Genomic DNA, 21,151 nt, shown 5'->3' with positions numbered 1-21,151 from the left:
TGCGGTGTCCGCGGACACCGCACCCCTCGCGGGGAGTGCTCGGCGGGGCGGTCAGCCCCGGGCGCGCCTGCGAGCGGCGACCGTGGCCCCCGCCCCGGCCGCCAGGAGCAGGGCGGCACCCCCCGCGATGTACGGCGTGGAGGAGCTGGAGCCGGTCTCCGCGAGGTCTCCGGTGCCGGAGGCGCGGACCGGCTCGGAACCGGTCTGCGGCTTCACCTCGACGGGGTGCTCCTCGCCGCCGGTGCCGCTTCCGCCCGTACCGCCGGTCTCACCGGATCCTCCCGTGCCGCCGGAGCCCCCCGTGTCACCGGACCCGTCGTCGCCGCCCGTCGGGCCGCCGGTGCCGGCGGAGCCCCCGTCGTCCGAGCCGCCGTTCCCCGAGCCCCCGTCCTCGGATCCGCCGTCGCCCGAACCGCCGTTGTGCGAGCCTCCGTTCCCTGAGCCACCGCCCTTCGGCGTCTCGCACGTCGCCTCGGCCAGTGTGATCTCGCCCTCCACCTCGGCGACGTTCAGATTCAGCGGGTTCACCGACACCCCGAGCCGGAGCGCCGTCGCGGCCGCCGTCCGCGTGGTGGTCGCGGTCTTCGACAGGTCGAGGGCCACCTCACCGACCCCGGGCACCCGGACCTCGGTGGTGCCGCCCGAGGTGAGCCGGACCCGCTTGCCGAGCACCGTCACGTGCCCGAGCACCTGGGACTCCGCCACGGGCTTCCTGCCCACCTGGCAGCGTGCCTCGGATGTGACCTTCCGGACCTCGATCAGCGAGAGCAGCGGCAGTCCGGGCAGGTGGACGCGGGCCTCGGCGAGGTTGGCGTACCCCCGTGCCCGGTGCCCGTCCACCGTGGCGTCCGCCCTGGCCGCCTCCGCCTTCAGCAGGTGGACGGGACGGCCCTTGTCGACGCTGTCGAGCTCGACGGTGAGCGCCGTTTTCTCCGCGCTCGCGGGCGCGTGCACCTCGTTGAGCGTGGTGGTGAGCGGCACCCGGACCGACTTGTTCAGGAGTGAGACGTCCAGCCCGGCGCGGAGCACGACCGCGCTCGCCTTTCCGTGGCCGCGTCCCGGGGTGGCCGGGGCCGTCGCGTCGGCTGCGTGCGCGGGGACGGCGACGAGCAGGGCGACGGGAGCGGCTGCGACCGCCAGGGCGGCCAGGCGGAAGGTGTTGCTGTTCAAGATGGTGGAACCCCCACAAGAGACATGGAGCCGCCGGCGCCGTCCAATGGGGGACATCGCGGGCACCGGCGGCCTCGACTCCGTGAATCTTTACGCACGGAGAGTGAACTGACGGACACCCGAAGTCAGTTCACTCCAAAGAGGGGTTTCCGCGCGGGTATTCGAATCCGGTAGCGCAGGAGTTCCTCGGGGTCACCCCTTTCACCCCGGGAGGGCGCCTGTCAGGCCCGTAGAACGGGAGGAGGAGGCGCCCTCAACGAGGAACCGGCCCAGGAGTCACCGCCGGTCAACACGGCACCCGCGCGAGGGTCAACCCGCGTCAGCCGGTCACCCGTCCGTTGAGCACCACCCTGCGCGGGGACGAGAGCACCCTCACGTCCGCCCTCGGGTCCTCGTCGTAGAGCACCAGGTCCGCCGGAGCGCCCTCCTCCAGCACCGGACGGCCCAGCCAGCGCCGTGCGCCCCAGGCCGTGGCGGAGAGCGCGTCCAGCGGCGGGATGCCCGCCTCGACCAGCTCGGCGACCTCGTCCGCGATCAGCCCGTGGGCCAGCGAACCGCCGGCGTCCGTACCGGCGAAGACCGGGATGCCCGCGTCGTACGCCGCGCGCACGGTGTCGTAGCGGTTCGCGTGGAGCCGTCGCATATGGGCGGACCAGCGCGGGAACCTGGACTCCCCGGCCTCCGCGAGGTCGGGGAACGTGGCGATGTTGACCAGCGTGGGGACGATCGCCACCCCCCGCTCCGCGAAGAGCGGGATCGTGTCCTCGGTCAGCCCCGTCGCGTGCTCGACGCAGTCGATGCCGGCCTCCACCAGGTCACGGAGCGCCGCCTCGGCGAAGCAGTGGGCCGTGACCCGGGCGCCGAGCCGGTGCGCCTCGGCGATGGCGGCCTCGACCTCACCGCGGGGCCAGCACGCGGTCAGGTCCCCGGCGTCCCGGTCGATCCAGTCACCCACGAGCTTCACCCAGCCGTCGCCGCGGCGGGCCTCCCGCGCGACGTAGGCGACGAGGTCGCCGGGCTCGATCTCATGGGCGTAGTTGCGGATGTAGCGCCGGGTCCTGGCGATGTGCCGGCCGGCCCTGATGATCTTCGGCAGGTCCTCGCGCTCGTCCGTCCACCGGGTGTCGGAGGGCGATCCCGCGTCCCGGATGAGCAACGTGCCCGCCTCCCGGTCGGTGAGTGCCTGCTTCTCGCTGGTCGCCGCGTCCACGGGCCCCTGGTGGTCGAGGCCGACGTGGCAGTGCGCGTCGACCAGACCGGGGAGCGCCCATCCGGTGAGCGTCACGGCGTCGTCGGCGCCGGGCGGCCGCTCGTAGGTGACGCGCCCGCCGACGGCCCAGAGCCCGTCCCTCACCTCGTCGGGTCCGACGAGCACCCGCCCCTTGATCCGCAGCACCGGCGCCACCTCGTGATCGCTCATGCACAGCACTGTACGAGGCCGTCCCGGCAGGGCTCCAGGAGGTGCTGGGTACCCTCGACGCAGGCGCTGACAGCGCACCGGCCGACCCGAAGAGAGCACCACAGTGACGCACCCGTTCCTCGACCTCGCCCCGCTCACCGCCGCTCGTTTCGCGGCGATCGAGAGGCGGGTGGCCGACCTCCTCGCCACCGGGCAGGACGTCGTCATCACGCAGGGCGAGGCGCTGCTGCCCCTGGAAGGCTGCATCCGGGGCGGCGCGCGCCCCGGCTCGACCGCGCTGAACATCGTCACCGGACCGTACGGCCAGACCTTCGGCAACTGGCTGCGCGACTGCGGCGCCGAGGTCGTCGACCTGGCGGTGCCGTTCCACTCGGCGGTCACGGCCGAGCAGGTCGAGCGGGCGCTGGCCGAGCACCCGGAGATCGACTTCGTGTCGCTGGTGCACGCCGAGGCGGCCACCGGGAACACCAACCCGGTCGCCGCGATCGGTGAGGTCGTGCGGGCGCACGGGGCGCTGTTCATGCTGGACGCCGTCGCGTCGGTGGGTGCGGAGCCACTGCTGCCGGACGTCTGGGGCGTGGACCTGTGCGTCATCGGCGCGCAGAAGGCTATGGGCGGGCCGGCCGGGGTCTCGGCGGTGTCCGTGAGCCCGCGGGCGTGGGAGCGGATGGCCGCCAACCCGCGGGCCCCGCGTCAGTCGTACCTCTCGCTGCTCGACTGGAAGGCACGCTGGATCGACGGCGGCCGGGCGGCGCTGCCGCACGCTCCCGCGCAACTGGAGATGCTGGCCCTGGAGGCGTGCCTGGAGCGGATCGAGGCGGACGGCCTGGACACCGTGACGGCACGGCACGCGTCGGCCGCGGCGGCGACCCGGGCGGGTGCCACGGCGCTCGGCGGCGGGCTGGAGCCGTACGTCCACGACGCCCGTGACGCGGCGCCGGTCGCGACGACGCTGCGCGTACCCGCGGGGGTGGACGCCGCGGCCGTGGTCGCCCGCGCCCTCGCGGCCGACCCGTCGCTGCCGCTGATCGCGGGTGGCGGGGCGCTGTCCAAGGAGATGATCCGGGTCAACCACTACGGCGGGGACGCGACGCGTGAGGCGGTGCTCTCCTCGCTGGCCGCCCTCGGCACCGCACTGGCGGACGCCGGCCGGGAGACCGATCCCCATGCTGCCCACGAGGCCGTGCGGGAAACCTGGCCGAACAGCTGAATTGAATTCCGGCGCATATTCGGCCGGTTCGGCACACATAAAAGGGGAGCTACTTTATCCGGCGTAGCTCCCCACATTCTTCTTCCCGCTTCTCGCATCCCTAAACACGGGACTTCCCGCAAGTCGGCTCCACACAATCCGAACGCGTGTCACAGGAGTTACAACTATGTGACCGACTCAACAGAGGTTCCGTTATGACCGATAAATTCAGGACAAATACTCTCGAATCTCCACCGGATCGCGGTCGGCCCGCGCCCGCGTGATAACACAGCAGACCCCTTGACCCAACCCCTTGCGACGATGCAATTTTCCTTTTTGCTGGGTAAATTCAATTCGCATGACCGCCGCACCAGCAGATTTTGCCCGTGCCCGAAGCGAATTCCTCAGAATCGACACCCCGCGAGTGGAGGACGGAGCCGCGCTCTGGCGCATCGCCCGCGACTCCGAGGTGCTGGACCTCAACTCCTCGTACAGCTACCTGCTGTGGTGCCGTGACTTCGCGGAGACCTCAGTGGTCGCCCGCGACGAGAACGGCGACCCGATCGCCTTCGTGACCGGGTACATCCGCCCCGACCGCCCCGAGACGCTCGTCGTCTGGCAGGTCGCAGTCGACAGTGCCCACCGCGGCAAGGGACTGGCCGCCGAGCTGCTGGACGCGCTGACCGCCCGCGTGGCCTCCGAGCAGGGTCTTGCCTCGGTCGAGACGACCATCACCCCGGACAACACGGCCTCCGACCGGCTGTTCACCTCCTTCGCGCAGCGGCACGACGTGCCGCTGGAGCACGAGGTGCTCTTCGAGGGCGCGCTGTTCCCCGAGGACACGCACCTGCCGGAAGTGCTGTACCGCATCGGTCCGTTCTAGGGCCTCCAGCGCCCCTCCGCGCCCCGCCCGGGCGCGGCCTTCCCCGGGGCATGCCTGACCCGCCGCCCGTCACACCCCCCTCGAGCAGGAGATTCGCTGTGACCATCACCCCGCCCGCCCTGAGTGTCTTCGAAAGCCTTGAGTCGGAAGTACGCAGCTACTGCCGCAGCTGGCCCGCGGTCTTCGACCGTGCGCAGGGCGCCCGGCTCACGGACGAGGACGGCCACTCGTACCTCGACTTCTTCGCCGGTGCCGGATCGCTCAACTACGGCCACAACAACCCGGTGCTGAAACGCGCGCTGATCGACTACATCGAGCGCGACGGCATCACCCACGGACTGGACATGGCCACGACCGCCAAGCGGGCCTTCCTCGAGACGTTCGAGAACGTCATCCTGCGCCCCCGCGACCTGCCCTACAAGGTGATGTTCCCCGGCCCGACCGGCACGAACGCCGTCGAGTCGGCGCTGAAGCTCGCCCGCAAGGTCAAGGGCCGCGAGTCGGTCGTCTCGTTCACCAACGCCTTCCACGGCATGTCGCTCGGCTCGCTCGCCGTGACCGGCAACGCCTTCAAGCGGGCCGGCGCCGGCATCCCGCTGGTGCACGGCACCCCGATGCCGTTCGACAACTACTTCGAGGGCAAGATCCCCGACTTCCTCTGGTTCGAGCGGCTCCTGGAGGACCAGGGTTCCGGCCTCAACAAGCCGGCCGCCGTGATCGTGGAGACCGTGCAGGGAGAGGGCGGCATCAACGTCGCCCGTGCCGAGTGGCTGCGGGCGCTGCAGGACCTGTGCCACCGCCAGGACATGCTCCTGATCGTCGACGACATCCAGATGGGCTGCGGCCGGACCGGCGGCTTCTTCTCCTTCGAGGAGTCCGGCATCGTCCCGGACATCGTCACGCTGTCGAAGTCGATCAGCGGCTACGGCCTGCCGATGTCGCTCTGCCTCTTCAAGGGCGAGCTCGACGTCTGGGAGCCGGGCGAGCACAACGGCACCTTCCGCGGCAACAACCCGGCCTTCGTCACCGCCGCCGCCACGCTCGACGCCTACTGGGCGGACGGCCAGATGGAGAAGCAGACCCTGGCCCGCGGCGAGCAGGTCGAGCAGACGCTGCTGGCGATCTGCGCCGAGGACGCGACCGCGCAGTTCCGTGGCCGCGGTCTGGTCTGGGGCCTGGAGTTCACCGACCCCGCGCGCGCCTCCGCGGTCTGCGCCCGCGCCTTCGAGCTGGGCATGCTGCTGGAGACCTCCGGCCCGCAGTCCGAGGTCGTGAAGCTGCTGCCGCCGCTGACCATCACCCCCGAAGAGCTGGACGAGGGCCTGCGCACGCTGGCCCGCTCCGTCCGCGAGACCGCCTGAGCGGGGTACTCCCCCGCGCAGGCACCAATGAGCAGGACAGAAGAGAAAGGCACCATCGCACCGTGATCGTCCGATCTTTCAGTGACATCGAGAACACCGACCGGCACATCAAGTCCGCTTCAGGTACCTGGGAGAGCAAGCGCATCGTGCTCGCCAAGGAGAAGGTGGGCTTCTCGCTCCACGAGACCGTGCTGTACGCCGGCACGGAGACGTCGATGTGGTACGCGAACCACATCGAGGCCGTGCTGTGCACCGAGGGCGAGGCCGAGCTCACCAACGACGAGACCGGCGAGAAGCACTGGATCTCCCCCGGAACGATGTACCTGCTGAACGGGCACGAGCACCACACCCTGCGGCCGAAGACCGACTTCCGCTGCGTGTGCGTCTTCAACCCCCCCGTCACCGGACGGGAGGACCATGACGAGAACGGTGTGTACCCGCTTTTGACAGAGGAGGGCTGAACCATGACCACCGATGTACGCGCCGACCTGTACCCCTCGCGCGGCGCCGCCGAGATGACCACTCCCCGCCAGGACCCGGTCATCTGGTCCGCGCCGGGCGCGCCGGGTCCGGTCACCGCGAAGGACCTCCAGGGCTTCGAGGAGAACGGCTTCCTCACCGTCGACCAGCTCGTCACCCCCGACGAGGTGGCCGTTTACCAGGCGGAGCTGGCACGGCTGATCTCCGACCCCGGTGTCCGTGCCGACGAGCGGTCGGTCATCGAGCCGCAGTCGCAGAGCGTGCGGTCCGTCTTCGAGGTCCACAAGCTCAGCGAGGTCTTCGCGAAGCTGGTGGCCGACGAGCGTGTGGTGGGCCGCGCCCGCCAGATCCTCGGCTCCGACGTGTACGTGCATCAGTCGAGGATCAACGTCAAGCCGGGCTTCGGGGCCTCGGGCTTCTACTGGCACTCGGACTTCGAGACCTGGCACGCCGAGGACGGCCTGCCGAACATGCGGACCGTGTCCGTGTCGATCGCGCTGACCGAGAACTTCGACACCAACGGCGGGCTGATGATCATGCCCGGTTCGCACAAGTCGTTCGTCGGCTGTGCGGGCGAGACGCCGAAGGACAACTACAAGAAGTCCCTGCAGATGCAGGACGCCGGCATCCCGTCCGACGAGGTCCTGACGAAGCTGGCCGACCGGCACGGCATCAAGCTCTTCACGGGCAAGGCCGGTTCGGCGACCTGGTTCGACTGCAACGCCATGCACGGCTCGGGGGACAACATCACCCCGTACGCGCGGAGCAACGTCTTCATCGTGTTCAACAGCGTGGAGAACACGGCACAGGAGCCCTTCTCGGCACCGGTCCGCCGGCCCGAGTTCATCGGGGCGCGCGACTTCACCCCGGTGAAGTAGGGGCGTACGACGGTGGGTCGAGGGGCGGGACGCGGTGCGTCCCGCCCCTTCGGCGTGCAACTCGCTGGACCGCGCTCCCCGCCGCCGGAGAGAGTACGGTCCATGACCTCGCTCGTACAGCACATCACCATCGACTGCTCCGACGCCTACGAACTGGCCCTGTTCTGGGCCGGTGCACTCGGTTGCCCGGTATCCGACGACGACGAGCCCGGTGACCCCGAGGCGCTGGTCGAGACGCCCCGGGGCGCGCTGCTCTTCGTCTCGGTACCCGAACCCAAGAGCACGAAGAACCGGATCCACCTCGACCTGCGCCCCGAGGACCGGACCCGTGACGAGGAGGTCGAGCGGCTGCTCGCGCTGGGCGCCACGCTGGTGGGCGACCACCGCAAGCCGAACGGCCGGGGCTGGGCGACCATGGCCGACCCCGAGGGCAACGAGTTCTGCGTGGAGTGCGGCGCCGGCGAACGGGCCGCGCTGACCGGCACCCGGCTGCCCCTCACCGCCGACGACGTGACGTCGGCGGTCCGGCTCGCGGTCGACACCTTCGAACAGGCGGGGGCGGACGACTGGCGGAGGCCGGCGGGGACCCTGGAGTGGACCTGCTGGGAGACCGTCGAGCACCTGAGTGACGACCTCTTCGCGTACGCCGTCCAGCTCGGCCCGCGCAGGCCGCCGCAGGACCGTGAGGTGTCGTACCACTACGCGCCGCGGCGCGAGGGCGGCCCTGCCAACTCGGTCTTCGCCGATGCGGCGGCCGGACCAGCGGGGCTGCTCGAGTCCCTCGAGGCGAGCGGGGCCCTGCTGACGGCCATGGTGCGGACGACCCCCGCCGACGTGCGCTCCCACCACGTGTTCGGGCTCTCCGACCCGGAGGGTTTCGCCGCGATGGGCATCGTGGAGACCCTGGTGCACACGCATGACGTGGCCACCGGGCTGTCCCTCCCCTGGGCCCCGCCCCGGGACCTCTGCGACCGGGTGCTGGCCCGGCTCTTCCCGGACGCCCCGGACGACGCGGACCGGTGGGGCGTGCTGCTCTGGTCGACCGGCCGCGCGGACCTGCCGGGCCGCGACCGTGTCACGTCCTGGAAGTGGCACGGCGCGCCGCTCGACTGAGAAGTCATCTCATTTGGTGAGTCTGCGGTAGCAGATGAGGGTGCAGGCGATGCTGGTGAAGGCGAGGAAGGGCCGGCCGCTCAGGAGCGGCAGGTTGCCTTCATCTGCGCGGCCGCGTGATGGGCCTTGCCCCAACCGCTGGACGAGTCGTCACCCCGGTCGAGGAGCTTCACGCCGATGGTGAAGCCCTTCACCGGGAACGTGCCGGCGTTGACCCACTGACCGCGCAGACCGGCCTGGTTGACGGTGAAGCTGCTGTACTTCGTCGACCGGTCGTTGGCGTCGACCAGCACGTGATAAGTGGAGGGGTGCCCTCCCACGTACAGGGTTGTGTTGCTGTGCGGGATGAACACGGAGATCTGGCACGTACGCGCTCCGGTGCCTGGCCGCCACCACCACATCACCCTGCTCTTGGCGTCTGTGGCCGTGGAACCGGACATGGGTACCGCAGCGTAACTGCCGTTGCACCCGTCACCTGTCCAGGCTCCGGTCGACCGGGTGTACCAGCCCGCTGTGCCATCGCTGAAGTAGTTGACCTGCTTGTGGCCGCCACCGGACGGGACGGGACAACCGTGGCCCACGACCCCCGTGTACACGACGGTGGAGGCGGCCTGCGCCTTCGGTGCCTGGGACGAGGTGCCGGATTCCGGAGTCGGCTTGTCCGCGGTGGAGGCGGGTGCGGTACCCGTTCCGGGCTCGCCGGCCCCGCCCTTCGCCTCTTTCTCCGGGATGTCTCCTCCCGCCGGGGAGCCGGCTTCGTCCGAGCCCGGGCCGGACACCTCCGCGCCGCTGCCCCGGACCGTGGCCCCGCCGTCCCGCTGGGCATCGGGTGAGGCCGCAGTGAAGGATCCGGGCGCGCCCGTGCCGCCCCCGAGCACCGTGCCGGGGACCTCGCTCGCACCGGGGCGCCTACCGTCCCCGTCGTCACCGACGGCGATCAGGAAGGGGATACTGACAAGCAGGACACCGACGATCGCCGCGGCTGCCAGTAGGGCCTTACCGGGGCGGCCCACTTCCTCGGGAGCGGGTGCGCCGCCGTCCGCACCTGTTGCTGCGGGGCTGGATTGCGCCCCGTCACCATCGGCGCCGATGGCTGCCGTGGCCGGCCGCCCAACGTCCTCGGAGACCAGGGACGCCCCGACCGGCGCGGCCCCGGCGGCAACTCCGGCCCCTCCGGCATCCCTGCCCCCTCCGACATTCACGGCTATTTCGGACTGCCCTGATTCCTCTGATTCCACAGGCTTCCCGGCCTTCGCGGTGCCCTCGGCCGCCACCGTGCCCACCCTGGGCTTCTTCGGCTGCACAGGCCCTTCGGTGCTGACGGTACCGGCAGCCGAGACCTCGGTTCCGGCCACTCCGCCCCTCGGTTCCGGAGCGGAGGCGGGCATGGATCCGGCCGCAGGATCCCGCTCACTCGACTCCGGCGCAGGAACCCGGTCCGGAAGGCCGGCACCACCCTTCTGAGGGGTCGGGTCTTTCCGCTCGGCCGCCGCCTCTTCGTGCTGGGGCATGGTGATGGGCTCCTCCGGGTGACAACTGGCGGGGACGGCATCGCGCGGCAGGCAGAGCCACGGAGTGCCCGTCGGCGACAGTCCCCGCCCCTCGGGCGTCACAGCGGGCCCAGCCGAGAACAGCACGCAGGTGGCCTCCCGCCATACGCGCCCGTCCCCGCGGGCACGGTGAATGATGCCTTCGAGTCCTGCGGCCGATGGATGCGAGGCAAACCGTATCGTGTGCCTGCTCGAGGAGGATCGCTCGGCCTCCCGAAGGCACAACGAAGGTGAACAGACCTCGTAGGAAGAACACCTGACGGTGCCTCTGAACGAAGACCACCGGTCAGCCCGGCCGGCAGAAGTGACGAACCCTTGAGAGGCCATCTCATTTGGGTGACGCAGTTATTCTGTGAGTCACGGTGGGGATCGTCGAGCGGCTGGTGCCGGAGGCGCCGTCGCGGCCTCAGGGCGGTGGTCGGCGTCGGCGCGGCGACCGGGAAGTGCCGGCCGCGATCGTCTTCGTGGCCACGTCGGGTTGTACCTGGCAGCAGGTGCCGTCGGCGTCGTTCGGCCCCTCAGGGGCGACGGCTCACCGTCGTTTCTCCGAGTGGTCGAAGGCCCGGGTGACCTGCGGCGACGGTTACGCGAGCGCGGCATCACCCACCGCATCGCCCGCAAGGGAGTCGAGTCCTCACAAAGACTGGGCCGCCACCGCTGGACCGCTGAACGCACCATGGCCTGGCTCGCCGGCTGCCGCCTCCACCGACGCTGCGAACGCAAGGCCGACCACTTCCTCGCCTTCACCAGCATCGCCTGCACCCTCATCTGCTACCGCAGACTCACCAAATGAGATGACTTCCAAGGACTGTCCCGTAGGGCTCTTGTTCGGATCAGGCCGGGCTCGCGGGCGGCGCCGGGCATCGCCGTGGCCGGCTCCGCTTGTCCGCCCGTCCCGGGGGTAGCAGCGGAGCATCGGCCGACAAGAGGAGCTCGAAGTGTCCGAAGCGCGTGACGTGGTAGCCGCGATTCTCGAGGACCACCGCACCATGGAGGAACTCCTGCGGCGGATGCGGAGTGTCGAGGAGGACCGGGAGTCGGCGTTGAAGGAGTTCGCCGCACTCCTGGTCGCCCATGGAGAGGCGGAGGAGACCGAGGTGTATCCGGCGCTCAAGCGGTTCCGGAACGTGGACGACGAAGAGGTGGACCACGGGGTGGAGGAGCACCAGGAAGGCAACGAGGCGCTCCTCGCCCTGATGGAGGTGGAGGAGGTCGGCTCCGACGACTGGGACGAGAAGCTGGAAGAGCTCGTGAAGGCCATCACGCACCACCTCGACGAGGAGGAGCGCACGATCCTCAACGGAGCCCGGGAGAACGTGCCGGACGAGCGCCGGACCGAGCTGGGTGCGGTCTTCCTCCGTGACCGGGAGAAGCACCTGAAGGCCGGCTGCGGGAGCGTCGACAGCGTCCGCAGGACGGTCGAGGCGCACTGAACGCCGCTGTTCGCAGCGGTGCACGGCGTCGGACCGCCGGGTCCCCGGGGCGCGGTGACCGCCCCAGGGACCCGGGACCCGACGGGCGAGGCCGTGGGGGCGGTCCCGGCTTCGGTGTCAGCCGACCCGCCGGGCCAGCACCTGCCCCGGCCAGGTCCCGGACAGGAACGTGTCCGTGGGGACGAAGCCGTTGCGCTGGTAGAACGCGACGAGTCCGCCCCCGCCGCCCGCCCAGCAGTCGACCCTCAGCAGATCCACGCCTGCCCGCCGGGTCTCCTCCACGGCGCGGGCCAGCAGTGCCGCACCGATGCCCAGACCCGCGTGCCGGCGGTCGGAGACCAGGAGGCGCACGTACCGCTCCGGTTCCCCGGCCGCGGCGATCGGCATCTGCGGGCTGGGCCCGGAGTCCAGCACCATCGCACCCGCGGGTGCGCCGTCCAGCTCCGCGATGTACGGCGAGTTCTGTGTGGTGTAGCGCTCGACCCGCGCGGCGCCGCCGGACGTCTGCGAGTACGGGGTCGTCCCCCACTGTTCGGTGTTGCCACGGGCGTTCATCCAGGCAACGGCGGAGTCGAGCATGTCCAGGACGGCGGGTGCGTCTGCCGGGCCACCGGGCCTGATCCGTAGGCCGTGCGTCGTGCCGTGCGTCGTGTCGTCGTTCACGGCGGAAGTCTGCCACGCGGGCCGGTGCGCGCCCCGGCCCGCGGCCTCCCGCCCCGGGCTCCGCCAACCCGGGTCCAGTCGACCTCGACCTGACGGACGGTGCCGTACCGCGTGATGCCGGGCGGATCAGACCGGACCAGGGAGCGGGGTCCGGTGGCGGTGGCGGTCCGGCGCCGTTCAGGCCGTGGTCTCAGCCCGAGAGCACGTCCAGCGCCCGGTCGACGTCGGCCTCGGTGTTGTACAGGTGGAAGGCCGCGCGCAGGTTCCCGGCCCGGTCCGAGATCCTGACCCCCGCCCGCGCGAGTTCGGCCTCCCGGCTGCCCAGTCCGGGCACGGCGACGACCGCCGACCCACCCGGGACCGCCTCGTGCCCGATGCCGGCCAGCCCGGCGCGGAAGCGGGCGGCGAGCCCGGTGGCGTGGGCGTGCAGCGCGTCGACCCCGATCTCCGCCAGCAGCTCCAGGGACCGTTCCGCCCCGTGGTACGAGAGGAAGGCGACCGGTTCGTCGAACCGCCTCGCGGTGAAGGCCAGTTGGCCGACGGGCCCGTACGTGCTGTTCCAGCGGTCCTCCGCCGACACCCAGCCCGCGTAGAGCGAGGGCAGCGTCTGCTGCGCCTCCTCGGTCACGGTCAGGAACGAGGCTCCCCGGGGGCAGAGCAGGAACTTGAAGCCCCCGGTGACCGTGTAGTCGTACGCCCCGGCGTCCAGCGGCAGCCAGCCGGCCGACTGGCTGGCGTCCAGCAGGGTCCGGGCGCCGTGCGCACCGGCAGCCGCCCGGACCGCGTCCAGGTCGGCGACCCTGCCGTCGGCGGACTGGACGGCCGAGAAGGCGACGACTGCGGTCTCCGGCCGCACGGACGCGGCCAGTTCCTCCAGCGGGACGTATCGCATCCTCAGGTCGCCCCGGACCGCGAACGGGCTGACGACCGAGCTGAACTCACCCTCCGGGGCCAGGACTTCGGCACCCGGCTCCAGCGAGGCGGCGACGAGCCCCACATGGGCGGCGACCGAGCCGCCGACGGCGACCCGGTCCGGGGTGACACCGGCGAGCCGGGCGAACCCGGCCCGCGCGCCGTCCACCGCGTCGAAACCGCCCGCACCGGCCCGGCGGCCCGAGGCGTTGTCGTCGGCGAGCGCCTTGACGGCCTCGACGGTCCGCCGGGGCAGCAGACCGTAGCTCGACGTGTTGAGGTACGTGGCCTCCGGTGCGAACTCGGCGGCCGTGACCAGGTGGATCTTCGACGTCTCCATGCGTCCCAGCCTGGCGCCCCCTCGTCTCCCCCGTCAATCACGGGGAGTCAGGGGGGTGCCCTCAGGGAGTGCTCACACGTGCTGCCCCGGCGCGCCCTGGGGGACCTCGCAGGCCCCGTCCGGGCCGCAGGCCGCGGCGTCGTCGCCGAGCGTGGTGAGCGCGCTGACCGGACGGTCCTTCCAGGCCCGGTCAAGCGCCTGGGCGAAGACCTCGGACGGCTGTCCGCCGGAGATCCCGTAGCGCCGGTCGAACACGAAGAACGGCACCGCGTTCGCACCCAGCTCGGCCGCCTCGCGCTCGTCGGTCCGGACGTCGTCCGCGTACGCCTCGGGGTCGGCCAGCACCGCGCGCACCTCGTCGGCGTCGAGACCGGCCTCGACGCCGAGTTCGACCAGCACCGCGTCGTCGAAGACGGAACGCTCCTCGGCGAAGTTCGCCCGGTAGGCGAGGCTCAGCAGTTCGTCCTGGCGCCCGCGCGCCTTGGCGAGGTGCAGCAGCCGGTGGATGTCGAAGGTGCTGCCGTGGTCACGCCCCTCGGAACGGTAGCCGAGCCCCTCGGCCTGCGCGTTCGCGGCCACGTTGGCTTCCATGCCACGGGCCTCCTCGGGGGTGCGCCCGTACTTCTGCGCCAGCATGTCGACCACCAGCTCGGTGTCGCCCTTGGCGCGGCCGGGGTCGAGCTCGAAGGAGCGGTGGACCACCTCGACCTCACCCCGGTGTGCGAACCCGGCCAGGCCCTTCTCGAAGCGTGCCTTGCCTATGTAGCACCAGGGGCAGGCGATGTCGCTCCAGATCTCGACGCGCATGACTCTTCTACTCTCCAGCTCTGCTGTACGGGTACGGAGGGGACCTCCGCCGCCCGTGCAACGTTCGGCCGGGGCGGCTGATTCCCCGCAGCGCCACGGGGCCACGCCCGGCCCACGTCGGACCGGGCCCGGCGGCGCTCCCCGCGCGGCTCGGTGCCCTCGGCCCTGAGCCTGTCACGTGGCCGAGCAGCGGTAGGGGCCCGGAATCCCTTCGGACTCCGGGCCCCGAGCGTGCTGTCCCTCCCGCCGGTCAGCTGCCGTCGCGCAGGCCGCCGGGGCCGGTGGGGCGGAAGGCGACGCGGTCGAAGACCGCTTCGCAGCCCTTGCCGGTGGGCGACTGGACGAGGAAGCCGACGCGTGCCGACGCGCGCTCCCGCTCCGTCCCCAGGGTGAAGAGACGGACGAAGGTCCAGCGTTCACCGTCCTCCGAGGCGTGGAAGGCGAAGGCGCCGCCGATGCGGCTGAGCCGCAGCCAGTGCGTGTCCCCCTCCACGACGGCGGAGTTGACGTCGTCGGAGTGGCCCCGGGTCACCACGGTGCAGACCGTGGGGAGTTCCGGGGAGAGCTCCAGGCAGAGCTTCGCCCAGTCGCTCTCCCCCACGTGGAGGTAGAGCACGCCGGCGTCGAACGCCGAGGCGAAGCCGACGCGCACCCTGGCGATCAGCTGGAAGTCGCCCTCCGGGACCGCGCCGAGGAGGCGCGGCGCGTCGGACGCGGGTTCCAGGGCGTCGCCGCCGGGCGGGACGAACCGGTCCTGCTCGGGGCCCGCGGATCCGGTGAGCACCCCGTCCTCGTACGCCCATCCCCCCTCGGGCCCGTACGACTCCAGGGCGAAGGGGAGTTCGGGGAGGCTCGGCGCCGTCATGCGCTCCGCCCGTCCACCCGGCGGGGCAGGCCGAGCGGGTTGTCCTCGCGCAGCTCGGGCGGCAGGAGTGCCTCCGGTGTCGTCTGGTAGCTGACCGGGCGCAGCCAGCGCTCGATCGCGGTGGCGCCGACCGAGGTGGAGGTCGAGGTGGTGGCCGGGTACGGGCCGCCGTGGTGCTGGGCGGGGGCGACGGCGACGCCGGTCGGCCAGCCGTTGACGAGGACGCGCCCGGCCAGCGGGGTGAGCTCGGCCAGCAGTCCGGCGGCGTCTCCGTCGGCCTGCTCCGTGGCGATCTGGAGGGTGGCCGTGAGGTTGCCGGGCAGGCGGGAGAGCACGGCGGTGACCTCGTCGGCGGAGTCGTAGCGCGCGACGACGGTGACCGGGCCGAAGCACTCCTCCAGCAGCGCGTCGTGCGGGCCCTCCTCGGCCAGCCGCCGCGCCGGTACGGTCAGGAACCCCGGGGAGACGGTGTGTTCGCCGCCGGCACCCGGGGTGACGGGGGCCTCCACGTCCGGGAGCGCGGCCCGTTCGGCCACTCCGTGGACGAAGGCGTCCCGCATCCGGTGGTCGAGCATGATCCCGCCGGCGGTGCCGCTGACCGTCCGGGTGAGGGACTTGAGCAGCTGGTCGCCCGCCTCACCGGACGGGGCGAACACGAAGCCGGGCTTGGTGCAGAACTGCCCGGCGCCCATGGTCATGGAGCCGCCGAGCCCCTCGCCGATCTGCTCCGCCCGCTCGGCCGCCGCGGCCTCGGTGACGACGACGGGGTTGAGGGAGCCGAGCTCACCGTGGAAGGGGATCGGGGCGGGGCGGGCCGCGGCAGCGTCGAAGAGCGCCCTGCCGCCGCGGACCGAGCCGGTGAAGCCGGCCGCGGAGACGAGCGGGTGCTTGACCAGCTCGACGCCGGCGTCGAAGCCGTGCACCAAGGTCAGGACGTCCTCGGGCAGGTCGTGCCGTGCGGCGGCCCTGCGCAGGATCGAGGCGCAGAGCTCGGAGGTGGCGGGGTGGTCCGGGTGCGCCTTGACGACGACCGGGCAGCCCGCGGCGAGCGCGCTCGCGGTGTCGCCGCCGGGGACGGAGAAGGCGAGCGGGAAGTTGCTGGCGGCGTAGACGGCGACGACGCCCAGGGGGATCTTGTAGCGGCGCAGGTCGGGCCAGGGGGGCGTCCTGCTGCCGTCCTCGTGGTCGATGTGGACGTCGAGGAAGGCGCCTTCCTCGACGACCTCCGCGAAGGCGCGCAACTGGGCTGCGGTGCGCGCGAGTTCGCCGGTCAGCCGGGCCGGGCCGAGCGCGGTCTCCGCGTCGGCGGCCTCGACGACGTGCTCCTTGGCCTCCGTGAGCAGATCCGCGGCGGTGCGCAGGAAGGCGGCGCGCACGGTGCGGTCGGCCAGCGCGCCGCGCACGGCGTGCGCCGCCCGGACGGCACGGTCGACCTCCTCCGCTGTAGCCTCCACCGCGACCTGCTCACGCGGGTTCCCCGTGCGGGGGTCGACGCTCCAGACTGGTGCTGCTGCCACCGTGTTTCCCTTCCGGTCCACTGCCACACATGAGAAGTTGTTCGGTATTCTGAACAGAGTTCCTGATCGTGAATACACAGGGACTCTATTTCCGGGTGTTCGGTATTGGCAAGAAGTCGCAGGGTCGTACAAGAAGGCTGGAAGGGGCATAAGGCATGTCGGTTGCCGAGTCGGGTGGGGCACAGGTCAAGTCCGCTGTTCGGACGGTGGAGCTCCTCGAATACTTCGCGGGGCGCCCCGGTATGCACTCGCTGGCCGCCGTCCAGGAGGCCGTGGGCTATCCCAAGTCCAGCCTCTACATGCTGCTGCGCACCCTGGTCGAGCTCGGCTGGGTCGAGACGGACGCGACGGGCACGCGGTACGGCATCGGCGTACGCGCCCTGCTCGTGGGCACGTCGTACATCGACGGCGACGAGGTCGTCGCCGCGGCCCGCCCCACCCTGGACCGGCTCTCCGACGACACCACGGAGACCATCCACCTGGCCCGGCTGGACGGGACCAACGTGGTGTACCTCGCCACCCGGCAGTCCCAGCACTACCTGCGCCCCTTCACCAGGGTCGGCCGTCGGCTGCCCGCGCACTCCACCTCGCTCGGCAAGGCGCTGCTGGCCACCCACAGCGACGAGCAGGTGCGCAAGATGCTGCCGGAGACCCTGCCGGCCCTGACCGAGCACACCCTCACCGACCGCGAGAAGCTGATCGGGGAACTCCACCTCATCCGCGAGCAGGGGTACGCGGTGGACCGCGAGGAGAACACGCTGGGGCTGCGCTGCTTCGGCGTCGCGATCCCCTACCGCACTCCCGCGCGCGACGCGATCAGCTGCTCGGTGCCGGTGGCCAGGCTCACGCCCGCGCACGAGCAGACGGTCAAGGACGCACTGCTCGACGCCCGCGACCGGCTCACCCTCGCGACCCGCAGGCTCTGAGGACGTGGACGTCACCCTGCGCGAGGTGCGCGACGCCGACCTGCCGCTGTTCTTCGCGTTCATGAGCGACCCGGAAGCGGTCCGGATGGCCGCCTTCACCAGCGCCGACCCCTCGGACCGGGCGATGTTCGACTCCCACTGGCAGCGGATCCGCGCCTCGGACACGGTGACCATACGGACGGTGCTCGCCGACGGCGTGGTGGTCGGCACCGTCGGGGTGTACGGGGCACCGGCCGAGCGCGAGGTGACCTACTGGGTGGACAGGGCGCACTGGGGCGAGGGCCTGGCGACCGCCGCGCTGCGGGCGCTGCTCGACGCCGTACCGGACCGTCCGCTCCACGCGCGGGCGGCGGCCGACAACACCGGCTCGGTAAGGGTGCTGCGCAGGTGCGGGTTCACTGTGACCGGCACGGACCGGGGGTACGCCGAGGCGCGCGGCGAGGAGACCGACGAGGTGCTCCTGCGGCTGGACGCCTGAGGGCCCCTCCACCGTCCCGGGGGCCGGGCCGGAACGTGAGAAAGCGGTGAGAAGGGACACGAACGGGAACGGCCGGGGCGGCCCCGTTCGTCCCTCCAGCGGGATGAACAAGACGATCAGGCGCGCCTCGGTCTTCTGCCTGCTGATGGTCCTCGCACTGCTCGTGCGGGCGACCTGGGTGCAGGTGTACGAGGCCCGGGCGCTCGCAGACGACGAACACAACCGGCGGAACACCATCGCGCAGTACGCGCAGCCGCTCGGCGACATCATCGTGGCCGGATCCCCGGTCACCGGTTCGAAGGAGACAAGCGGCGACGACCTCCGCTACAAGCGCACCTACCCGAAGGGTGCGCTGTACGCGCCGGTCACCGGCTACAGCTCGCAGGCCTACGGCGCGACCCAGCTGGAGGGCATCTACAGCCATGTGCTCGACGGGACCGACGACCGGCTCAAGAATCCCGCCGATCTGGTCACCGGCAAGCAGACGGCCCCGGGCGACGTGCTGACCACGATCGACCCGGCCGTGCAGAAGGCGGCCTCCGACGCGCTGGGCGACGACCGGGGAGCGGCCGTCGCGATGGACCCGAAGACCGGCCGGATCCTCGGGATGGTCTCCTCGCCGTCGTACGACCCCTCCGACATCAGCGGCACGTCGGACGGTGACGCCTGGCAGAAGCTGCTGGACGCCGAGGACAAGCCCCTGGTCAACCGGGCGCTGCGGCAGCCCCTGGCGCCCGGCTCGACGTTCAAGCTGGTGGTCGCGGCGGCGGCGCTGGAGAACGGCCTGTACGGCTCGGTGGACGAGCCGACGGACAGCCCCGACCCGTACACCCTGCCGGGCACGTCCACGGTCCTGAAGAACGAGAGTGCCTCCGCCCCCTGCGAGAACGCCACGCTGCGCACGGCGCTCCAGTACTCCTGCAACACCGTCTTCGCGAAGGCGGCGGCCGACCTCGGCCAGGACAGGGTGAAGGCCATGGCGGACGCCTTCGGCTTCGACACCGAGAAGCTGGACGTGCCGGTGCGGGCGGCGCGGAGCGTGTACCCGACCGGCATGGACGAGGCACAGACCGCGCTGACCGGGATCGGGCAGTTCGAGGTGACGGCGACCCCGATGCAGATGGCCATGGTCTCGGCGGCCCTCGCCAACGGCGGCGAGCTGGCCTCGCCGCACATGGTCTCCAAGGTGACGGACGCCGACGGCTCGACGCTGGAGGAGTTCCCGGACGGCGACACCGAGCGGGTCGTGAAGGAGTCGACGGCCGAGCAGCTGCGCAGCGCCATGGCCACCGTCGTGGAGAAGGGCACCGGAACCAACGCGAGGATCGACGGCGCCGAGGTGGGCGGCAAGACGGGAACCGCGCAGAACGGCGTGGACAACAGCAACACCCCGTACGCCTGGTTCACCTCGTACGCCCAGGACGACTCCACCGGTGAGCAGGTGGCCGTCGCGGTGGTCGTCGAGGACTCGGGAGCGGCCCGCTCCGAGGTGAGCGGCAACGGCCTGGCGGCGCCGGTCGCGCAGAAGATGATGAAGGCGGCCCTGGGACGCTGAGGAGGCGGAGACCCGCGACCGGGCTGCCGCGACCGCGCACCCGGTGGCTCGCGTAGCCCGGCACCCGTGGAAACCCGGAGTGGTTCCTCGGGGTCAGGGGGTTCAGGTTTTCGCCGTGTTACGCCTTACTGGAGACGCACCCTCGTCGAAGCGCTTCCGGGGTGCGCGTCGGTACGCTCTCGCCCCGCGCCGGGTGCGGGGAACGTACACAACCCGTGCGAGCACCCAGGCTCCAGTGCAGGGAAGAGGTACCCGTGGGCACGGTCGTGGACGATGCTGCTGCCGCCGAGTTCCATACGTTCTTCGAGGCGCACTACGCCGAACTCGCCCGACTCGCCCATCTGTTGACGGGCGAGGCCGACGCCGCCGACGATCTGGCCGCTGACGCGCTGATGGCGCTCTGGCGCCGCTGGGACCGGGTCAGAGGCGCCGATCACCCGGCGGCCTACGCGCGCGGGGTGGTGGCCAACCTGGCCCGTACACGCATCCGCAGCGCGGTGCGCGAGCGCCGGAGGATCGCGCTCTTCTGGGCGCCCCGCGGGGACGGCCACGCGGCGGACGGACCCGACGTGCCGGCCGTCGTCGACGTACAAGGGGCCCTGCGCCGACTGCCGTTCCGCAAACGCGCGTGCGTGGTCCTGCGCCATGCCTTCGATCTGTCGGAACGCGACACCGCCCTGGTCCTCGGGGTCACGGTCGGTACGGTGAAGAGCCAGACCTCGCGCGGGGTGGCGGAACTCCAGCGGCTGCTCGGACCCGAGTCCCCGGCGGCGCAGGTACAGGTGGCGGCCGCGGGCCGGCGCACCGGAGGAAGGCAGTGATGGACGAGGACCTGCGGGAGCGGCTTCGCGCGGCCGCCGCTGCGCACCGCCCCGACCGGGAACGGATGCTGGCCAGGATCGAGCGAGGCATGGCCGAGGAGCCCACGGCCCGTCCCGCACGCGCCACGCGCGCCCCTGTGCCGTGGCTGCGCGTCGCGGGCGCCGGCGTGGCGGTGTGCGGTGTCCTGGCCGCCGGAGCCCTCGCGGTCGCCTCGGCGGGTCACGAGGAGCCGCCAGAGGGACGGCAGGTCGCCGCCGATCCCGCTCCGCGCGGTCCTGCGACCGCGGCGCCGTCCCCCGGCCAGGACGGGGCGCTGCCCTCCGCGAAGGGGCCCCTGTCGTCGGACGGTTCGGTGGACCCGCACAGCAACCGGTACTGGGCGCAGAGCAATGTGATGGTCGAGGCCGCCGGGCCGCTGTCCTCGCTGACGGTCGAACTGCGCGTCGCGTTGAACGGCGGGGTGAACACCACCGGTTCCTGGCGTTCGCTGCCGGAGGGGGACTTCGTGGTGTCGGAACGCGAGGAGGACGGCTTCCTCGTCTACCGCTGGACGCTGCGGAGCGGCAGGAGCGTCCCCGCCGGTACGCACACCTTCGCGGGGCAGTACAACCACGCGGAGGGCGCCCGTGACGCCGGCCGGGACGACTACACCGCGCGGACCGACACGGCGGGCGAACAGGTCGCGGTGGGCGGGCACTTCACCGGGGAGCACTGAGGCCGGCGAGCACCGGACCCGAGGGACACCGGGGCGCGAGATGCGCGTCCGGGAAGGCGGAGCACGATCACGGC

20 protein-coding genes and 2 pseudogenes are annotated in these 21,151 nt (G+C 71.7%); 14 read left to right on the top strand and 8 right to left on the bottom strand.

Annotated features, from left to right (window positions below):
- Window positions 1-51: 51 nt before the first annotated feature.
- Together AB0I83_RS22625 and AB0I83_RS22620 are read right to left on the bottom strand one after the other, a co-directional pair.
- Window positions 52-1,170, bottom strand: a complete 1,119-nt coding sequence (locus AB0I83_RS22625) for an SCO1860 family LAETG-anchored protein (RefSeq protein ID WP_363305881.1) — start codon at window positions 1,168-1,170, stop codon at window positions 52-54.
- 319 nt (window positions 1,171-1,489) lie between these two features.
- Window positions 1,490-2,590 (bottom strand): amidohydrolase family protein, encoded by a 1,101-nt coding sequence (locus AB0I83_RS22620; RefSeq protein WP_356841344.1) that lies wholly within the window; start codon window positions 2,588-2,590, stop codon window positions 1,490-1,492.
- Window positions 2,591-2,693: 103 nt separating this feature from the next.
- Between AB0I83_RS22620 and AB0I83_RS22615 the strand changes: the two genes are divergently transcribed.
- The 6 genes from AB0I83_RS22615 to AB0I83_RS22590 all read left to right on the top strand — a co-directional run bounded on the left by AB0I83_RS22615 (window position 2,694) and on the right by AB0I83_RS22590 (window position 8,494).
- A complete protein-coding gene (locus tag AB0I83_RS22615; RefSeq protein ID WP_356841343.1) occupies window positions 2,694-3,800 on the top strand; it encodes an aminotransferase class V-fold PLP-dependent enzyme in 1,107 nt (368 codons plus the stop codon).
- Between the two features lie 403 nt (window positions 3,801-4,203).
- Window positions 4,204-4,662 (top strand): diaminobutyrate acetyltransferase, encoded by a 459-nt coding sequence (gene ectA, locus AB0I83_RS22610; protein ID WP_356538060.1) that lies wholly within the window; start codon window positions 4,204-4,206, stop codon window positions 4,660-4,662.
- A gap of 98 nt (window positions 4,663-4,760) precedes the next feature.
- Window positions 4,761-6,023 (top strand): diaminobutyrate--2-oxoglutarate transaminase, encoded by a 1,263-nt coding sequence (ectB, locus tag AB0I83_RS22605; protein WP_356538062.1) that lies wholly within the window; start codon window positions 4,761-4,763, stop codon window positions 6,021-6,023.
- Between the two features lie 62 nt (window positions 6,024-6,085).
- Window positions 6,086-6,484: an ectoine synthase gene (locus AB0I83_RS22600; RefSeq protein WP_099176037.1), complete on the top strand. Its 399-nt coding sequence runs from the start codon at window positions 6,086-6,088 to the stop codon at window positions 6,482-6,484.
- 3 nt (window positions 6,485-6,487) lie between these two features.
- A complete protein-coding gene (gene thpD / locus AB0I83_RS22595; RefSeq protein WP_363305880.1) occupies window positions 6,488-7,381 on the top strand; it encodes an ectoine hydroxylase in 894 nt (297 codons plus the stop codon).
- Window positions 7,382-7,483: 102 nt separating this feature from the next.
- On the top strand, window positions 7,484-8,494 hold the full coding sequence (locus tag AB0I83_RS22590) for a VOC family protein (protein ID WP_363305879.1): 1,011 nt from the start codon (window positions 7,484-7,486) through the stop codon (window positions 8,492-8,494).
- A gap of 80 nt (window positions 8,495-8,574) precedes the next feature.
- Here AB0I83_RS22590 and AB0I83_RS22585 read toward each other — a convergent pair whose 3' ends face one another.
- Window positions 8,575-9,507: a hypothetical protein gene (locus AB0I83_RS22585; RefSeq protein WP_363305878.1), complete on the bottom strand. Its 933-nt coding sequence runs from the start codon at window positions 9,505-9,507 to the stop codon at window positions 8,575-8,577.
- Window positions 9,508-10,406: 899 nt separating this feature from the next.
- Between AB0I83_RS22585 and AB0I83_RS22580 the strand changes: the two are divergent.
- From AB0I83_RS22580 to AB0I83_RS22570, 3 genes and pseudogenes are all read left to right on the top strand, one after another.
- Window positions 10,407-10,553: pseudogene (locus tag AB0I83_RS22580) on the top strand (transposase); the annotation flags it as partial.
- 62 nt (window positions 10,554-10,615) lie between these two features.
- A pseudogene (locus AB0I83_RS22575) lies at window positions 10,616-10,837 on the top strand (IS5/IS1182 family transposase); the annotation flags it as partial.
- Between the two features lie 145 nt (window positions 10,838-10,982).
- Window positions 10,983-11,477, top strand: a complete 495-nt coding sequence (locus tag AB0I83_RS22570; RefSeq protein ID WP_356841335.1) for a hemerythrin domain-containing protein — start codon at window positions 10,983-10,985, stop codon at window positions 11,475-11,477.
- Between the two features lie 117 nt (window positions 11,478-11,594).
- Here the strand turns inward: AB0I83_RS22570 and AB0I83_RS22565 are convergent, their stop codons facing one another.
- The 5 genes from AB0I83_RS22565 to AB0I83_RS22545 form a co-directional block, all read right to left on the bottom strand.
- Window positions 11,595-12,056, bottom strand: coding sequence for a GNAT family N-acetyltransferase (locus AB0I83_RS22565; protein ID WP_363305886.1), 462 nt, complete (start codon window positions 12,054-12,056; stop codon window positions 11,595-11,597).
- A 274-nt stretch (window positions 12,057-12,330) separates the two neighbouring features.
- Window positions 12,331-13,392, bottom strand: a complete 1,062-nt coding sequence (locus AB0I83_RS22560; RefSeq protein WP_356841334.1) for an aminotransferase class V-fold PLP-dependent enzyme — start codon at window positions 13,390-13,392, stop codon at window positions 12,331-12,333.
- Between the two features lie 72 nt (window positions 13,393-13,464).
- On the bottom strand, window positions 13,465-14,199 hold the full coding sequence (locus tag AB0I83_RS22555; RefSeq protein ID WP_356538074.1) for a DsbA family oxidoreductase: 735 nt from the start codon (window positions 14,197-14,199) through the stop codon (window positions 13,465-13,467).
- A 250-nt stretch (window positions 14,200-14,449) separates the two neighbouring features.
- Complete coding sequence (locus tag AB0I83_RS22550) at window positions 14,450-15,064, bottom strand: DUF1349 domain-containing protein (protein WP_363305877.1); 615 nt, start codon at window positions 15,062-15,064, stop codon at window positions 14,450-14,452.
- Complete coding sequence (locus tag AB0I83_RS22545) at window positions 15,061-16,581, bottom strand: aldehyde dehydrogenase (NADP(+)) (protein WP_363305876.1); 1,521 nt, start codon at window positions 16,579-16,581, stop codon at window positions 15,061-15,063. The genes AB0I83_RS22550 and AB0I83_RS22545 overlap by 4 nt, the downstream gene beginning before the upstream one ends.
- A 155-nt stretch (window positions 16,582-16,736) precedes the next feature.
- On the opposite strand from AB0I83_RS22545, the gene AB0I83_RS22540 reads away from it, so the two are divergent.
- The 5 genes from AB0I83_RS22540 to AB0I83_RS22520 all read left to right on the top strand — a co-directional run bounded on the left by AB0I83_RS22540 (window position 16,737) and on the right by AB0I83_RS22520 (window position 21,077).
- Window positions 16,737-17,507 carry an IclR family transcriptional regulator gene (locus AB0I83_RS22540; RefSeq protein WP_356536938.1) on the top strand — a complete coding sequence of 257 codons (771 nt, stop codon included), beginning with the start codon at window positions 16,737-16,739 and terminating at the stop codon, window positions 17,505-17,507.
- Window positions 17,508-17,511: 4 nt separating this feature from the next.
- The gene (locus AB0I83_RS22535) at window positions 17,512-17,985 is read left to right on the top strand and encodes a GNAT family N-acetyltransferase (RefSeq protein WP_356536937.1); all 474 of its coding nucleotides are present in this window, start codon (window positions 17,512-17,514) and stop codon (window positions 17,983-17,985) included.
- Window positions 17,986-18,088: 103 nt separating this feature from the next.
- The gene (locus AB0I83_RS22530; protein ID WP_363305875.1) at window positions 18,089-19,540 is read left to right on the top strand and encodes a penicillin-binding protein 2; all 1,452 of its coding nucleotides are present in this window, start codon (window positions 18,089-18,091) and stop codon (window positions 19,538-19,540) included.
- Window positions 19,541-19,794: 254 nt separating this feature from the next.
- Window positions 19,795-20,361: a SigE family RNA polymerase sigma factor gene (locus tag AB0I83_RS22525; protein WP_356536933.1), complete on the top strand. Its 567-nt coding sequence runs from the start codon at window positions 19,795-19,797 to the stop codon at window positions 20,359-20,361.
- Entirely contained in the window at window positions 20,361-21,077 is a 717-nt protein-coding gene (locus AB0I83_RS22520) for a hypothetical protein (protein ID WP_363305874.1), read from the top strand. Before AB0I83_RS22525 ends, AB0I83_RS22520 begins: the two co-directional genes overlap by 1 nt.
- Window positions 21,078-21,151: the final 74 nt, after the last annotated feature.

This window comes from Streptomyces sp. NPDC049970 (assembly GCF_040660235.1).
In the GTDB taxonomy this organism is placed as follows: Bacteria; Actinomycetota; Actinomycetes; order Streptomycetales; family Streptomycetaceae; genus Streptomyces.
This window is presented reverse-complemented; position numbering and strand designations above follow the sequence as displayed.

Bases quoted from the DNA above. Each gene is read 5' to 3' on its own strand.
- AB0I83_RS22555 (WP_356538074.1), bottom strand. From the start codon at position 14,199: ATGCGCGTCGAGATCTGGAGCGACATCGCCTGCCCCTGGTGCTACATA.
- AB0I83_RS22590 (WP_363305879.1), top strand. From the start codon at position 7,484: ATGACCTCGCTCGTACAGCACATCACCATCGACTGCTCCGACGCCTAC.
- AB0I83_RS22565 (WP_363305886.1), bottom strand. From the start codon at position 12,056: ATGCTCGACTCCGCCGTTGCCTGGATGAACGCCCGTGGCAACACCGAA.
- thpD (WP_363305880.1), top strand. From the start codon at position 6,488: ATGACCACCGATGTACGCGCCGACCTGTACCCCTCGCGCGGCGCCGCC.
- AB0I83_RS22620 (WP_356841344.1), bottom strand. From the start codon at position 2,590: ATGAGCGATCACGAGGTGGCGCCGGTGCTGCGGATCAAGGGGCGGGTG.
- AB0I83_RS22530 (WP_363305875.1), top strand. From the start codon at position 18,089: ATGAACAAGACGATCAGGCGCGCCTCGGTCTTCTGCCTGCTGATGGTC.
- AB0I83_RS22520 (WP_363305874.1), top strand. From the start codon at position 20,361: ATGGACGAGGACCTGCGGGAGCGGCTTCGCGCGGCCGCCGCTGCGCAC.
- AB0I83_RS22560 (WP_356841334.1), bottom strand. From the start codon at position 13,392: ATGGAGACGTCGAAGATCCACCTGGTCACGGCCGCCGAGTTCGCACCG.
- AB0I83_RS22550 (WP_363305877.1), bottom strand. From the start codon at position 15,064: ATGACGGCGCCGAGCCTCCCCGAACTCCCCTTCGCCCTGGAGTCGTAC.
- AB0I83_RS22540 (WP_356536938.1), top strand. From the start codon at position 16,737: ATGTCGGTTGCCGAGTCGGGTGGGGCACAGGTCAAGTCCGCTGTTCGG.